This is a genomic window from Pseudoalteromonas sp. KG3 (assembly GCF_030436385.1).
Taxonomy (GTDB): domain Bacteria; phylum Pseudomonadota; class Gammaproteobacteria; order Enterobacterales; family Alteromonadaceae; genus Pseudoalteromonas; species Pseudoalteromonas prydzensis.
In genome coordinates this window covers 2,820,539-2,835,219 of sequence record NZ_CP098523.1, presented here as the reverse complement: position 1 = coordinate 2,835,219, position 14,681 = coordinate 2,820,539, and the positions used below count along the sequence as shown (strand labels likewise).

At 43.1% G+C, this 14,681-nt stretch carries 10 protein-coding genes; 2 read left to right on the top strand and 8 right to left on the bottom strand.

Going from position 1 to position 14,681, the window contains the following annotated elements:
• Window positions 1–64: 64 nt before the first annotated feature.
• The 4 genes from NDQ71_RS13430 to NDQ71_RS13415 form a co-directional block, all read right to left on the bottom strand.
• Entirely contained in the window at window positions 65–4,069 is a 4,005-nt protein-coding gene (locus tag NDQ71_RS13430; protein ID WP_301561732.1) for an alpha-1,6-glucosidase domain-containing protein, read from the bottom strand.
• Between the two features lie 21 nt (window positions 4,070–4,090).
• Window positions 4,091–6,973 carry a TonB-dependent receptor gene (locus NDQ71_RS13425; RefSeq protein WP_301561731.1) on the bottom strand — a complete coding sequence of 961 codons (2,883 nt, stop codon included), beginning with the start codon at window positions 6,971–6,973 and terminating at the stop codon, window positions 4,091–4,093.
• Window positions 6,974–7,275: 302 nt separating this feature from the next.
• Window positions 7,276–7,893, bottom strand: a complete 618-nt coding sequence (locus tag NDQ71_RS13420; RefSeq protein ID WP_192543025.1) for a LysE family translocator — start codon at window positions 7,891–7,893, stop codon at window positions 7,276–7,278.
• 194 nt (window positions 7,894–8,087) lie between these two features.
• The gene (locus NDQ71_RS13415) at window positions 8,088–8,486 is read right to left on the bottom strand and encodes a DUF3224 domain-containing protein (protein WP_192543024.1); all 399 of its coding nucleotides are present in this window, start codon (window positions 8,484–8,486) and stop codon (window positions 8,088–8,090) included.
• Between the two features lie 88 nt (window positions 8,487–8,574).
• Here NDQ71_RS13415 and NDQ71_RS13410 point away from each other — a divergent pair, with 88 nt between their 5' ends.
• Entirely contained in the window at window positions 8,575–10,356 is a 1,782-nt protein-coding gene (locus NDQ71_RS13410; protein ID WP_192543023.1) for an ABC transporter transmembrane domain-containing protein, read from the top strand.
• On the opposite strand, the gene NDQ71_RS13405 is transcribed toward NDQ71_RS13410, so the two are convergent.
• The 3 genes from NDQ71_RS13405 to NDQ71_RS13395 all read right to left on the bottom strand — a co-directional run bounded on the left by NDQ71_RS13405 (window position 10,327) and on the right by NDQ71_RS13395 (window position 12,069).
• Entirely contained in the window at window positions 10,327–10,533 is a 207-nt protein-coding gene (locus NDQ71_RS13405) for a hypothetical protein (protein ID WP_301561730.1), read from the bottom strand. The two genes, NDQ71_RS13410 and NDQ71_RS13405, sit on opposite strands and share 30 nt — an antisense overlap.
• Before the next feature lie 32 nt (window positions 10,534–10,565).
• Window positions 10,566–11,198 carry an OmpA family protein gene (locus tag NDQ71_RS13400; protein ID WP_064668498.1) on the bottom strand — a complete coding sequence of 211 codons (633 nt, stop codon included), beginning with the start codon at window positions 11,196–11,198 and terminating at the stop codon, window positions 10,566–10,568.
• 76 nt (window positions 11,199–11,274) lie between these two features.
• Window positions 11,275–12,069 carry an ABC transporter substrate-binding protein gene (locus NDQ71_RS13395; RefSeq protein WP_192542470.1) on the bottom strand — a complete coding sequence of 265 codons (795 nt, stop codon included), beginning with the start codon at window positions 12,067–12,069 and terminating at the stop codon, window positions 11,275–11,277.
• A 122-nt stretch (window positions 12,070–12,191) separates the two neighbouring features.
• Between NDQ71_RS13395 and chrA the strand changes: the two genes are divergently transcribed.
• Entirely contained in the window at window positions 12,192–13,343 is a 1,152-nt protein-coding gene (gene chrA, locus NDQ71_RS13390; protein ID WP_192542471.1) for a chromate efflux transporter, read from the top strand.
• Here the strand turns inward: chrA and NDQ71_RS13385 are convergent.
• Window positions 13,306–14,565 (bottom strand): mechanosensitive ion channel family protein, encoded by a 1,260-nt coding sequence (locus NDQ71_RS13385; protein WP_192542472.1) that lies wholly within the window; start codon window positions 14,563–14,565, stop codon window positions 13,306–13,308. The genes chrA and NDQ71_RS13385 overlap by 38 nt on opposite strands.
• Between the last annotated feature and the right edge of the window lie 116 nt (window positions 14,566–14,681).

Below are 14,681 nucleotides of genomic sequence, written 5' to 3'. Positions count from 1 at the left end.
GCTGAATGCAACTATAATAAAAAAGCCGAGTATAAAACTCGGCTTCGGCTATCTTAGTGAAAGCTTATTGTAAGTTAACAATAATAAAAGGCGCTTCGAGATCATTTGCATTAACCACAAAGCGATACTCTCCTTCGGTTTCAATTAACAAGCTCAAGTTATTATTAGAAGCCGCTAAAGGTGTTTCACTCCCTAATATTACTTCTGAGCTATCTCCACCAGCTCCTAAATTGACAGTGCTCCAATCACTGGTAGCAACTTTAAACTCATATGCATCACTTTGTGCACTTAGCTGTTTAGAAAAAGTATATAAACCATCACCTGTGTATGTGAATTGATCGCCTGTCCCCCACAAACTATCTGCCTCATTTAAACTGCCACGTAAATACAACGACACATTTCCAAATGGCCCTATTTTTGTCACTGTCAGAGTTGGGTTTTCTTTATCTGAAGCATTAAACGAGAACAAATAGTTATCCGCTGTGTCAGCCGTAAAACTAATATTAGCTCCATTAAAACTAAGTTGTTTTTCTACTCCCAATTGAACAACAGCCTCTTGCTCTGAATTAGCACCAAAATTCACGAGTTCCCAACTCTCTGAAGCAACTTTGAAACCAAAGCTTTCCCCAGCTGTCAGCGCCTTCATAATTTGATACTCGCCACTGCCAACATATTCAAATTGATCAGAGAGCCCCCACTCATTTAAATCACCACGAAGATACACCTCAGTGCTGCCATAAGGGACGATATCTGGCGCACCAACAGTTGCATCAGCACTCAAGCCAGCGCCTTGGCTCTCGCCTTGTGGTTTAACAAACACAGCCATGGTGTAAGCAGGTACATTAAACGTGCCTTCAGTTTCGTTTGCACTAAAACTCACTCCCGCCATGGTACTATCTACACCATTTTTAAGAATAGGATGTAATTCAAACCCAGCAGCGGTTGGTACTGTATGTGAAAGCGCTTGCTCAGTTGCATTAATTACTACTACGAGCGCGTCAACTTGGTTATCTAAATCTGCAAAACCTTGACCGTCATCAATGCTCATTACAATCAAACCATGTTGCTGGTTTTTACCAACATTGTGAAAACCTACACGGTCAATAACATCTTGCTCTGTGGTGAGTCTAAATAACGGGCTTGCGCTACGGATAGCTAAGAACTCTTGGAATACATCACCTGCATAGGCAATGTCTTGTGGCATCGCCTGTGCATCTGCATTAGCTGAAATAGGCATTATTTCAGACCATTTTTCTTGGTTCTTCTCTGCGTTAGGTAGACCAATGTTCCAGTTATTATTCTCTTTGGTTAAATCAACAGCATTAAACCAATCACCGGCATTATAACTATCACGATCCATTGACTTAGAACGCAGTAAATCAGCACCCAGTTGCATAAACGGAATGCCTTGGCTCATAAGTGGAATAGACAACGCCATGTTGTGCGCACGCACACGTTGCTCAATACTCATGCTTGATGCATGCTTATATTGCAACTGATCCCACAGTGTTTCGTTATCATGCTTTGATACGTAGTTAATGGTGTCTGCTGGGTCTAAAGCATAAGCCGTCGGCTGTGTATTCCAGCTAAAGCTATTACCTTTTGCCGAATTACCTTTAAAGTCTTTCAGGATATAGTTTTGTAGATTACCCGCCAGTGATAAACGTAAGGTATCTTGGTCTGCTAAATTGCCATCGGTTGGGTTATTGCTAAACATAGCCCCACCGCGCACAGCCTCACGAATGCGGTCATTGAATGTGCCAACTTCAGAGCCTGCCATATCAGCTTGCTTAGCTTGAGTGAACAAGCGGTTATTAGCGACTTCACCAAAATCCCAGCCTTCGCCATAAAAGTAGTTGTCAGGGTCAACAGCTTGCACCGCTTCGCGCGCTGCTAAAATTGATGATTTAGGCATGTGCCCCATCACATCAAAACGGAAGCTGTCGTAACCAAAATCACGAGCAAGTATTACCAGTGAATCGCTAACAAACTTGTCCATCATCACATGTTCAGTCGCGGTGTTTTCACAACAGGTTGAACGCTCAATATCGCCCGTTATTTCACTGTATCTGTGGTAATAACCAGGCACGAGTTTATCGAAGACTGATTTTTCCCAAATCCCTGATGACGTTGTATGGTTATACACCACATCAAGTGCAACTCGCAGGCCAATTTCTTGCAGTGATTGCACCATAGCACGAGTTTCTAAAACACGGGCAACGCCTTCAGCACTTGATGCATACGAGCCTTCAGGAGCAATAAAATGATGCGGGTCGTAACCCCAGTTAAAGCCGTCTAAATCACGCATCGCGCTGGCAAGTGCTTGTGCATCATCAGAACCAGAAAAGTAGCTTTGCATTAAATGAGCAATGATGCTGTTTTTATCTTCGATTTTACAAGCATCGGCGGCATCGTCTATTCGCTCACATAACTTACTTAGGGTGTCAGTGATTTCAACGCGCTTATCAGCATCTTCTTCAATGGTGCCAATGTCAGTGACTGGTAGTAAGTGAAAATGCGTTAAACCTTTGTCAGCTAGTTGCTTAAGGTGCTGCATAGGGATGCTTTCAAGCTCAGTAAATGCTAAATACTTACCTTGGTTTGCTGCGCTTACTGACGTATCGCGAATACTAAAATCACGGACATGACCTTCATAGATAATGGCATCTTCTGGGTTGGTAATTGTTGGTACACTGCGCTCATCCCAGCCTTGTGGTTTGGTATCGTCATCATTTAAGTTGATCAACTGTGAGTACAAACCATTGCTTGATACATTCAGTGAGTATGGATCGGTGCTCCATAAGCTTTCAATCGCTTGAGTAGTAGGGTGATAAACATCAAATGCAAAGCGGTAGTAATGGCGGTCATAGTTACTATCTAGGCTCACAGACCAAATACCGGTGCTGCTATCAAAGGTCATCGCGCTGCTGTGTACCTGAGTTTTATCAGCGTCAAACACATTGATCGTCATGTTATTCGCGGTCGGCGCCCATACGGATACATCTATGAGATTATTGTTATAATGCACGCCCAGCATGGCTTCATTCGCATCGTTTTCGCCTTGCGTGTACAGCGCATCCAACGCTTTGGCGGTTTGCACAAAACTTGCTTCAAGTAGCTTGCCATCAGCATCGTAGCCTGCAACGGCTAACTGCTGCTTAATGAGTTGCTTGGCGGTTTCGCCATCCCAATTACCTTGATAGGCAGTCCAATCTGTTAAGTGCGGTACTTTCGCTGCCTGTGCATCGGTTAAACTCGTTGTCGTTAATTCAACGGTTTTACCATTTAAGCCTGTATCAACATCAACAACCAATTCGGCGGCAGCAGATGAATGCAGCTTAATGATTTGTGTAAGCTTATTACTTGGCTTATACAGTACAGTATTTAAATCAATCCAGTGAGCTGATGCACCGTCAATTGCAACTGGGCGCTCACCAAGGCTTGCAACTGGGTATTCAAATACAGATGGCTCACCGTCAAAGGTGAAATTCATACGCACAAAACGCTCGTCGTCTTGCATCAGTGGCATGGTTAAATCCACATCACCATGTGCTTTGCCTGAGCCTTCTGTGCCAATATGAATAATAAAATTAGCACACTCGGTGTAACCGTCTCTTAGTGCCACAATCCAGTAAGCACCATAGTTAGGATCAATACCGTCGTATTCGTGACCATCGGACCACTCTGTAGCATCAAACGGTGGCGCGTAAGCATCACAGCCGTCGGTATTCCATGAGTGTAATCGATAACCTTCGTACCCTTCATTTTCAGGGCGCTTATAAAATAAAATAGCCTCGCCTTCGCCTGCAAATACCACAGGGTCTGGTAAGTCGGGGTTATAGCCACTGGTACAGCTTTCATTATTTGCATCTGGAAATAACGGTGCGTCGCAAGAGATAGGCTCTGGGTCAACGCATTGAGTGCCTGCTGAGTTAGGCACTTGTGGTACATCGCAAGTCAACAAGGCTTGACCTGCTTTGACATCGCTACTGCCTGAGCCACCACAGCCAAACAGTAGTGTTAAGCTCACCGCTAATAGCAAATGAGTCAATTTAGTTATTTTATTCATTATTTATGCTCCAATTTGCTATTAGTGGCTATAGGTAAAACCTAAATAAACCTGACGACCAAAGTACTGGGTAGTACCGGTGATATTTTCATTGCCAAAGTAACTTTGGGTTGGTTCATCGGTAAGGTTATTAACCTGCAGCAACATGCCAAATGAGTCAGTAAATTGATAAGAGGTTTGAAAGTCGACCACGGTCTCAGCATCAAAATTGACCACCTGCTCATTGATCGCCACTTGCTCTGAGACAAAGTCTGAGCGGTAACGCACATTAAGGCGGGTTTCAAAATTATCTAAGCTGTAAAATATAGTGCCGTTTAACACGTTTTTAGACAAACCAGGTAAGCCTTGTGTAACCGTTTCACCACCTAAGCTAGTAATCGATTCAACTTCGCTTTCGGTGTATGAGTAGCTCCCGTTAAAACCGAGGCCATCAAACGGCGCGGGCAAAAACGAAAATACTTGCGTATAGGCAAGTTCAATACCGCGAATATAACCACCATTGGCGTTATTTACCGCCGTTGTGTAAGTGCCGTTAGTTGTGGCAACTTGCTCGCCGCTGACGGGGTTTTCTATATAGTCTGGAACGTTAAAACCGTTACCTTTAAAGTCAAACCCTTCAATGGCGATGGTATCGATAAACGAATCAATGTTTTTATAAAAACCTGCGATCACTAGCGCACCATCTGACTCATCAAAATAATGCTCATAAGAGATATCGTATTGGTCGGCATAAAATGGTTTTAAGAATGGGTTATTGGTACTTGATCCGTTAATTTTTCCAGTAGTTTCATCAGCTTGTGCACTGGCATCTCCCGCTAGGCGATTAATCGGTGGACGCGACATCACTTTAGCCGCCGCAAAGCGTAATTGCGTGTTATCCGTTAGCTGAAAGTTTAAATTAAGGGATGGCAGATAATCGGTATACGTTGTGCCAAGTACATTAGGTAAATAATTTTGATTTATGATGCCGATGCTGTCGGTAATGTTTTGCGCACCCAGTGCCAAATCACCATTAACGTTTTCTAAAATAGTGGCCGATTGGTCGGTATCTACACGGCGAATACCAATATTACCCAGCACTGGCATAGTGCCAATTTCAGTATTAATATTGAGCATGGCGTAAGCTGAAAGCACTTCCTCGTATACCGAACCACTTTGTAACATAGTCCACGAGTAGTTAGTGGTGTAACCTTGTGGATCTACTACACCATCTGCGTTACCCCAGGTGGTCACCGGTGTAGGCGCACCTTCTGGGAACCACGCATTGAGCGCTTTATCTACATCAATCGCTAAATAGGATGGAAAGTAGCTAAACTTGCCTTCCCAATCAACAACATTTACCATGTCATTGGTTAAACGCAGTGGCGGCTCAGTTGCTGAGAAATCACCGTCATTGCCGTATTCAAACACCGAACGATTGTTGCTGTATTCGCGATCTGAATAACGCGCACCAAATTCCACAGAGCTAAACCAGCTGTTATCCAACTCGTATTTAAAATCAAGGCGATAAGCTTTTACTTCATCTTCATTTTGATAAGGGTAAATACCGTACTTACTGACCATTACCCGGTCGATATCACTAAATGCAGCGGCTTGATTAAAGCCTACATCTGGTAAATTAAGCCCATTAAGTTTGTAGTTTATAGATACGTTTTTATCTAACACCGGCTCTTGCGCTGTAGCATCTTCGGCAACTAGCGCCCACAATAAGCCATTGCGGAAATTACTTTTAGCCCGTGACAACGACACATCAACATTAACGTTTAAGCGCTCTGTCACTTGCCAATCGGCGTTAACACCGTAGCTGTCTACTTCATCAAAATCTTGATTATCATCATTCAGAATTTCAACGCGAGTGTAGCCTTTTGAAGTACGATTAACAGAGGCGCCAACCACTGAATTACCCTCTAGCTGAGCGTTTGTATAAGTGGCCGTTGGGCCGCCTAACTTTACTCGTAAACCACGGGCAAATGACTCAGTATCAAAGCGTGATAAAAACACGTCTCCTTTTAATTTAAAATTATCCACCGGCACCCACTCAATCGCCGCCATATAACCGTTACGGGTTTCTTCACCCCCTAAATGCTGGAGCTCAAAGCCTTCGCTGATATATTCGTTTTCTGGTTTTACTTCAGGGCCATTAGTATCATTAGCAACACCGTCGACATCTTTATGATCGTTATAGGCCTGGCCAATAAATTGTGTTGCTACGCTTGGTTGAAATAACCGTGCATAGCCAAGGGCGACACCTAAAGTATCGTCAAGATACTTACCTTGATAGGAAAAGCTGATGCGATCGCCAAACTCAGTGGCATCGTTCACCTCTGACGCTCGGTCGTTGTACATACCTCTGGCGTTAACCACAAACTTGTGTTGCTGATCATTATTAAGCGGGCTGGCTGTTTGCAGCTCTACCGTACCTGCCACGCCGCCTTCAATTAATGACGCCTTTGGTGATTTATACACCGCAGCTGAGCTGATCAACTCAGACGGGTATTGATCAAACTCAATACTGCGACTGCCGCTAGTTGATACTTGCTCGCGACCATTCAAAGTTGAAAATACAAAGCCACCGGACATACCGCGAATATTGATTTCTGCCGCTTGGCCACCGGTTCGTACCGCAGAGATCCCCGGCAGTCGTGTCAGCGCATCAGCCATAGATACATCAGGCAAAGCGCCTAAATCATCCGCCGACAACTGCTCTGATACCGTATCGGTAAAGCGCTTTTGATTAAGTGATTGGATTAAACTACGACTAAAGCCACGCACTTCAATGACTTCAAGGTCTTCTTCTAGTTGTGGTTTTTTTACGGTGTTTGGTGCGTCACTTTCAGCCGCAGCCAATGCATTGCAGGTTGCAAACATCGCGAGCATTAACGCACTCAGTTTGAATTTCCCCATGAGTTTCCTACCCTATTGATTTTATAATTGTGTGCTGTTTATTTTTAATTTGTGGATAAAATAAAACCAATAAAGTGTAACCAAATAGTAAATTAAGTGTGATGAATACGTATGCACCAGCAAGGGCAATAGCTAGCAAGGAAAGGAACTTAGTCATGAAGTGCTGCGATCATGTGGATAGCGTAAAATATATCGACCAACTAAAAGGAAAAGTCAGCCACACGTCGTTATTTCACAGGAGCATTAAAAATTACTAAAACAGTTTTTAAGGTAAGCGGTAAGGATTGCTAAAATTGAATAAACTACACCATAAGCACCACTCTTATTGCCAACCCTATAAAAACCACCGCTAATATTTTATCAAGCCAAGGGGATGATTTAGTAAAAGCAAAACGCTTTTTTGAAAGCTCTGTCAAGGCTGCAACAAGCAAATACCAGCCGGTATCAATCAACAACACGGTTAAACACATGATCATACCAACCTGAAAAGTTAAGTTTACAGGGTCAATAAACTGTGAGAACAAGGCTAAAAAGAATACAGCGAGTTTAGGGTTCAAAAATGCGATAGCAAAACCATCTTGCAAAGCCTGTTGAGCGCTACCACTTTGCTGAGCCACTTGGAGCTCACCATCGCTTGGCTTTGCAAGTAGTATTTTAATCCCTAAATAAGCTAAATACGCGGCGCCTAAATACACCAGTACTTGATACACAGTGGGAAATTGCATCATAAATGCGCCGAGGCCAAGTAACGACGCCGTGGCATAAAAACCGACCCCCACACCATGACTCAGCGCCGCCAACATGCCGTTCTTCATACCGCCATGAATACTGTGTTTTAACACCACAGCCAAACTAGGCCCAGGTGACATTGCGCCCATCATACAAATGGCGACTAAACTGAGCCAAAATGATAGTGTCATCTACAACTCGTTATTTTCAATGAGCAAAGCATAGCCATTCGCTTCACCGAAAAACCCTGTGATTGAGCTTACATTTATGACTTTCCAGCCATCTTGGTTTAACTGATATATCTTTTCATTAAGTGCTTCAATATCTGCGCCACCAAAAAACGCGTCTTTTAAAATTCTATTACTTTTTGCACTGCTATAACCTTTTAAAGTTGATACTCAAAATCATAAAAATGAATACCAGCTTCGATGCGAATTGCCATTTTTCCGCTAAGCCCTGCAAGTTCATTACTGCCAGAATCTGGCACGACTTCTAAAATTAGACGATCTTGGCCTTTGTCCATAGTGCCAAAATGCTGCAGTACAAAACTGCCCTGTTTGCCTGCAAGTGTACCAACCACTTGTTCAATTGCTACATAACCGGCACTACCTTGAGTTGCGGTCATGGCACTGAGCATTTCGCCGGTGCTGGTCGCCTCAAGCTCCCCAGTAAAGGTTTTATCAATCGACATACGACCTAAATTTACGCCATCAATACCTTTTGCATAGCCTTCAATGGGGTTGAGTTTAACGTTAAATTCACCGGTTACTTTATGAGTTGCCATGTTAGTCCCTTAGTTGTTATGAAGTTAGTTATTGAAATTATGATTTAAGTAACCATATCTATACCCTATTGCACAAAAAGAATCCAGCATGAGCACCAATAAAGCCGAGCCAAAAGACAAAGCAGCTTTTAGTAGTTTAATTCCGATTTTTCAGTTTATTAAGCCTTATAAATGGGTGGTATTTTCGGCGCTTGTAGCGCTACTTGTAACCGCTGGGGTTAATTTATCACTGGGCCAAGGGGTTAAATTTGTAATCGATCATGGCTTTATTGCAGGCTCCCAAGAACAGTTAAAACAAGCCATCATAGTGCTGATTGGCTTAATTAGCTTACTCGCAGTGGGAACATTCAGTCGCTTTTATTTAATGTCGTGGATTGGTGAACGCGTGAGTAACGATATTCGTAAAGCGGTATTTGATCGCATAGTTACTTTGCATCCAAGCTATTTTGAAGAGAACCGCAGCGGCGAATTAATGTCGCGCTTAACAACCGACACCACTTTATTGCAGTCAATCATTGGCTCGTCATTTTCCATGGCACTGCGCAGCGCACTGATGTTGGTAGGTGGTTTAGCCATGTTGCTATTTACTAATTTAAAGCTCACTTTAGTGGTAGTTGCCTGTGTGCCGCTGGTGTTAGTGCCAATGATGGTATTTGGCCGTAAAGTGCGCAAACTTGCCAGCTCTAGCCAAGATGCCATTGCCGATATCAGCACCTATGCAGGTGAGATCATTCAAAATATTAAAGTAGTGCAAAGTTATAGTCATGAACAACGTGAGCAAGCCGCATTTGCCGCTGAAACCGAAAAAGCCTTTAAGGTTGCGAAAAGCCGTATTAAACAACGTTCATTTTTAATTGCAGCGGTGATATTTTTAACCTTTAGCGCCATTAGTGTGATGCTGTGGGTCGGTGGTAGTGATGTACTGGCAGGGACTATGAGTGGTGGTGAGTTAGGTGCATTTGTGTTTTATGCCATTATGGTAGCAATGTCGGTAGCAACGGTGGCCGAGGTCTATGGCGAGCTGCAACGCGCGGCGGGTGCCGCAGCAAGACTACTTGAATTACTCGCGGTAAAAAGCGAAATAGTTAACCCAGTACAACATCTTGATGACCAGTTACACAACAATACTGATTTAGCCGCCATAGAGCTCAGTAATATTACCTTTAACTACCCGTCTCGCCCTGATGTTAGTGCACTTAAAAATGTATCACTCAGTATTCAACAAGGGCAAACGGTGGCGATTGTAGGCCCTTCTGGTGCTGGTAAAACCACGTTATTTGAATTACTACAACGTTTTTACGACCCTGCCACTGGCGCTATAAAATTCCATGGCATTGATATAAAAGATCTCTCACTGAATACGCTACGAAACAGCATGGGCATGGTGGCACAAAACCCGATATTGTTTAGCTCTGATGTAATGCATAACATTCGTTATGGCAACCCAGATGCAACCGACGAACAAGTATATTCCGCAGCCAAACACGCCCATGCCGATGAGTTTATTGCGCAACTACCTAATGGTTACGAAAGCTTTTTAGGCGAGCAAGGGGTGCGTTTATCTGGCGGGCAAAAGCAACGTATTGTGCTTGCGCGAGCAATCTTAAAGGATCCTGAAATATTACTGCTTGATGAAGCAACCAGCGCCCTTGATGCACAAAGTGAGCATCATGTGCAAGCCGCGCTGGAACACTTAATGCAAAACAGAACCACCTTGATCATTGCTCATCGCCTCGCCACAGTAAAACATGCAGATATGATTGTAGTGATGGAACAAGGAGAAATCATCGCAACGGGGAGTCACCAACAGCTATTAGCGACAAATCCGCTATATCAAAAATTATGTGAGTTGCAGTTTAATAGGGATTGAAAGCGGTAAGCGGTAAGCGGTAAGCGGTAAGCGGTAAGCGGTAAGCGGTAAGCGGTAAGCGGTAAGCGGTAAGCGGTAAGCGGTAAGCGGTAAGCGGTAAGCGGTAAGCGGTAAGCGGTAAGCGGTAAGCGGTAAGCGGTAAGCGGTAAGCGGTAAGCGGTAAATAATCTCAATCATTTGCTTAGGTAGCAAATGATTGAGATAAAACACTAACCTTCAGTATTAGGTACGATTTGAATTTCTACACGGCGGTTTTGCGCGCGGCCGTTGGCACTGTCGTTACTGGCGATTGGGCGAGTTTCGCCGTAACCGCGAGTACTAATACGTGCCGCTAGAATTTGCTGATTCACTAAGTAACTTTTAACACTCTGCGCACGCTGCTCAGATAGGTTCATATTGTAGCTGTCTTTGCCTGTGCTATCTGTATGACCTTCGATGCTTAGGTAGGTTTTTTCATATTTGTTCATCACTTTTGCAATAGCATCTAAAGTGTTATGAAACCCTGATGAAATATACGATTGATCAGTCGCAAAAGTGATATTTGATGGCATCACTAAACGTAAGTTATCGCCTTCACGCACAACTTCTACACCTGAGCCTGCTAGTTCATCACGAAATGCTGCTTCTTGCTTATCCATGTAATCACCAACAGCTGCGCCTGCTAGCGCACCAATAGCGGCACCAATAAAGATACGTTTATCATCATGATCTCCCGTTGCCTTACCAAGCACAGCACCGGTAGCTGCACCAATGCCTGCGCCCATACCTGTGTTGGTGGTTTCACAACCGGTTAGTAATAGCCCAACAATTGTTGCCGTTAGTAATGGTTTGGTTAAAGTCATGGTATCTCCTGGTTATTATTTCTTTCATTAACATCTATTATGCAACAATTGCAATGAACGAAATATGAAGAAGATGTTAAAAGCGCAGCGCTTGTTCATTAAGTGGCGGCAACTTATAGGGGGCAATTATTTGATTGAGCTGACCATTAGTCGCCATGGTTTTCATTAATACTTCAATCTGTTGCGCAAGTAGAGTTGTTGAAAACTGCTTACTTAGCGCAAGGTAGCCATAGATTGTATCATTAAAACGATACTGCATTTTAAGCAATTTATTGGCTGGTTGATTTAACACGCTCATGGCATGATCTGCGGTGTCTTCGACTGCAATAACTAAATCTGCCCGATCTTTTAATAACAGTTCAATGGCAGTACTCTCAGCCAAAACAGGCACTTTAATCAACTTCTTATCGTCATCAAAACGTTTGAAATGTGCAGCGCCACGCATCACTGCGATTTTCTTACCATATAAATCATCGTAGTTTTTGATTTGTAATTGACTATCTTGGCGCGCGTAAAATACAAATGAAGAGCTTAAAACCATATAAGGTGGTGTTACAAATTGTATCCTTTGTTGGCGCTTAGCGGTTAGGATCAAACCGCCCATCGCATTAACTTCGCCTTGCTCTAACATTCTTACACAACGTGAAAATGGGCAACCAACCAGCTCTAACTTAAAAGGCAGTTGCTTTTTCATCTCCTGAAAGATATCAACAATCGCGCCTGATACTTCACCATTTTGATTAATTTGGCTATACGGTGGTGCGTGATCAACGGCTAACGATATTTTTTGCACAGCCGCATTAGGTTGAATTGCAGCATAGGCGTAGTTTACAAAGGCAAAAACTATAAAAATATAAACAATAAATCGCATAACTACTTAACTTTAACAAAGCCTTTTTTACATTGTAGACAGGTACAAAGATTAAAAACCATAAAATTGTCACGAAATTTTGTCATACTTAGCTGTTATAGAAATAAGAAATGAGAGAATTCATGTTACTAGCTATTTTTAAGCAGTTTTTTTTACTCGGTTGCATGAGCTTTGGTGGGCCTGCGGCACACCTAGGTTATTTTAAACGCCACTTTGTTGATAACTTACAATGGCTCAATGCTCAGCGTTATGCGCAACTGATCAGCCTTAGTCAAGCTTTGCCTGGGCCTGGCTCAAGTCAGGTTGGCTTCGCAATTGGTGTAGAACGTGCTGGGGTATTCGGTGGCATTGCTGCATTTATTGGCTTTACCTTACCTTCATTTTTGATCATGGCGTTGCTCGCCATCAGCGCCCATCAATTTGACGCTATTTATTTCGCAATTATTGCCGGTTTAAAATTGTTTGCTGTGGTGATCGTCGCTGATGCAACGCTCAGCATGGCAAAAAGTTTTTGTACCAGCTGGGCTCTCAAAGCGCTTGCCGTATTGAGTACTTCAGTGCTGATATTAGTTCCTAACTTAAGCAGCCAAATTTTAGTACTCGTTATTGCAGCGGTAATTGGCGCTTTTTATCCTTTGCTCAAACTAGCCCCAGATGAAGCCTCTAGTGAGAGCCAAAGCCTCGCTATAAATTGGCCCGCCTTAATATTATTTGCGCTGTTATTGCTGATTAGTTTCGTACCATTAGGTTCTCAATTTTCGGCTTTTGCACCTTTTTATCAAGCGGGAGCTATGGTATTTGGCGGCGGTCATGTGGTATTGCCGGTTTTACAAGCTGGCTTACCAAGTTTACCAACCGAGCAATTTTTAAGTGCCTACGCGAGTGCGCAAGCCGTGCCGGGACCGATGTTTACCATTGCAACTTACCTCGGTGCTGAACTCAATAATAATCAGCCATTAATGGGGGCAGTGATTGCCACCTTGCTAATTTTCACCCCAGGATTTTTATTGATGTTAGCATTTCAAAAAAGCTGGTTACAATTAGCACAAAGACCGCGCTTTGCGAGCAGTATTGCCGCGCTTAATGCGGCTGTAGTGGGATTTTTAGCAGCAGCACTGTATTCACCGATTTGGACATCAGCCGTTCACAATATTTGGCACATTGTAATTGTTGCGGCTGCTTTTGCATGGCTAAGACTGGCAAAGCCACCAATTTGGTGGCTGTTAATTGCCTTTATTAGTGTGGGTCTGCTTCAGTATTATTTGCCACTTTAATCGTGGGCTTAATACCGGTTGGAGTAATCGCCGCAGGACTAAATTGCCCACTGACACTTTGATAAGCACGCAAGTCAAAAATAGGCAGCACTGCAAGTAAATGATCCATGATCTCTGCTTGTAAGTGCTCATACGATATCCAACGTTTATCTTCACTAAAACAATAAAACTCTATCGGTAAGCCATGATTTAGCGGTTGTAACTCTCGTACCATTAATGTCAGTGACGTGTTTATTTTACTGTGCTGCTTTAAATACCCTTCAGCATAACGGCGAAACAACCCTAGGTTTGATACCGGATCAGGTAGCATATTCATTTTAATATACTCTTGTAACGCGATAGTTTGAGCAATGCTATTGGTAAGCTCATCGTCAGCTAAACGAATACTGTTCATATCAATGTTGAGTGAACGCTTAATACGACGTCCCCCCGACTCTTGCATACCTCGCCAGTTTTTGAATGAGCCTGCCACCAGCATATAAGTCGGAATGGTCGTAATGGTGTTATCCCAGTTACGTACTTTTACGGTGTTTAAACCTAAATCAATAACCTCACCATCTGCGCCGTAATTATCTACTTGGATCCAGTCACCGTAGGTTACTAACCGGTTGGCGGCTATTTGAATACTGGCGACAAAGCCTAAAATAGTGTCTTTAAATACCAATAAGGTAACCGCTGCAATAGCACCAAAACCAGAGAGAATATAAGTCGGCGATTTTTCCAGTACAATACTCACAATCAAGATTGCGCAGATCATAAAAGTAATTAATTTAACAACTTGAATTAAACCTTGAATTGGCACTTCACGGGCAAATTCCAGCTGGTTATAAATACCACCCGCAATACTGACGATACTACTAATGATAAAACCAACATGAATAATCAGCAGCGTTTGACCAATCGTTTTAAATACCTCAGCGGCAAATTCACCAACGGGGTAAACACTGTCAAAAGTTGCCAAGAATAATACGCAACAGAGCATTCCTGCAAAGCGGCGATTGAGCTTAGTCAGCATTGGCGCCAATACCCCAATTCGCTCAGGGGATAGTTTAGTGGCCACTTTTTGAATGCCAGGCAACATTAAGCGACGGGTAAATAAATACACAACTAGCAGTGAGAACACCCCGATCGCGGTAGCGGTCAAAGAGCTAAACAACGCCGTATCAGGCACCCCTTCAAACCAAGGTTGCACAAGCTGCTGTAAATGAGTTGGAGTCGTCATGGTAATTTAATTCCTTGCTGCGTGATGCTGAATAACTGTCATTTTAACTACCTTGCTCGTTGCTTCACACTGTAACAGCCACACATTTATAATGTTGTGCTGATTTGCTTAGCTAT

Coding starts and splice junctions, on each gene's coding strand:
- NDQ71_RS13385 (WP_192542472.1), bottom strand. CDS start 14,565: ATGACGACTCCAACTCATTTACAGCAGCTTGTGCAACCTTGGTTTGAA.
- chrA (WP_192542471.1), top strand. CDS start 12,192: ATGTTACTAGCTATTTTTAAGCAGTTTTTTTTACTCGGTTGCATGAGC.
- NDQ71_RS13430 (WP_301561732.1), bottom strand. CDS start 4,069: ATGAATAAAATAACTAAATTGACTCATTTGCTATTAGCGGTGAGCTTA.
- NDQ71_RS13405 (WP_301561730.1), bottom strand. CDS start 10,533: ATGATTGAGATTATTTACCGCTTACCGCTTACCGCTTACCGCTTACCG.
- NDQ71_RS13410 (WP_192543023.1), top strand. CDS start 8,575: ATGAGCACCAATAAAGCCGAGCCAAAAGACAAAGCAGCTTTTAGTAGT.
- NDQ71_RS13400 (WP_064668498.1), bottom strand. CDS start 11,198: ATGACTTTAACCAAACCATTACTAACGGCAACAATTGTTGGGCTATTA.
- NDQ71_RS13415 (WP_192543024.1), bottom strand. CDS start 8,486: ATGGCAACTCATAAAGTAACCGGTGAATTTAACGTTAAACTCAACCCC.
- NDQ71_RS13425 (WP_301561731.1), bottom strand. CDS start 6,973: ATGGGGAAATTCAAACTGAGTGCGTTAATGCTCGCGATGTTTGCAACC.
- NDQ71_RS13395 (WP_192542470.1), bottom strand. CDS start 12,069: ATGCGATTTATTGTTTATATTTTTATAGTTTTTGCCTTTGTAAACTAC.
- NDQ71_RS13420 (WP_192543025.1), bottom strand. CDS start 7,893: ATGACACTATCATTTTGGCTCAGTTTAGTCGCCATTTGTATGATGGGC.